At 75.1% G+C, this 671-nt stretch carries 1 protein-coding gene; it reads left to right on the top strand.

What is annotated here, in order from left to right:
- The first annotated feature begins 338 nt into the window (after nucleotides 1-338).
- Nucleotides 339-494 (top strand): hypothetical protein, encoded by a 156-nt coding sequence (locus GB864_RS18700; protein ID WP_236779250.1) that lies wholly within the window; start codon nucleotides 339-341, stop codon nucleotides 492-494.
- Nucleotides 495-671 lie beyond the last annotated feature (177 nt).

The raw sequence follows: 671 nt of genomic DNA, 5'->3' as shown, positions 1-671 counted from the left end.
CGTGATGCCTAGACGACTGGAGTTCAGACGAGTGCTCTACCGACCTGCCCGCCCCGGCGGCCCCGGCCTACGGCACGCCGACCCCGCCGCCTCCGGCTCCGTCCTACGGCGCTCCGGCAGCAGCCGCCGCTCCGTCCTACGGAGCTCCCGCCGGCGGCGCGACGCCGCCCCCGCCGCCCTCGTACGGCGCCCCGGCCTATGGCGCGCCGGCGTACAGCGCGCCGGCCCCGCAGAAGACGCCGGGTCTCAGCATCGCGGCCCTCGTCACCGGCATCCTCGGCATCCTCGGCTTCGGCTGGGCGTTCCTGCTCTCGATCGCGGCCGTCGTGCTCGGGTTCATGGGCAAGAAGCGCGAGCCGCAGGCCAAGGGCTTCTGGCTGACCGGCATCATCACCGGCTTCGTCGGCATCGGCATCGCGATCATCGGGCTCATCTTCCTGATCATCATCTTCGCCGCGGCCGCCGCCGGCGGGTACAGCGACTACGGCTACTGAGCCGGCACCGCCGATGACCGACGACGCAGGGGTGCCGCCGCAGGGCGACACCCCTGCGTCGTCCCCGGAGCGCGGTCGTCGCGCGGCCGGGCGGCCGATCGAGGGCGAGGGCGCAGCGCCGGCTGCGCCGCGGCCGTCGACTCCGCCTCAGGCGCCGTCGGCCGAGCCTCCGGCCGC

Source organism: Agromyces seonyuensis (assembly GCF_009789225.1).
Taxonomy (GTDB): Bacteria; Actinomycetota; Actinomycetes; order Actinomycetales; family Microbacteriaceae; genus Agromyces; species Agromyces seonyuensis.
This window is presented reverse-complemented; position numbering and strand designations above follow the sequence as displayed.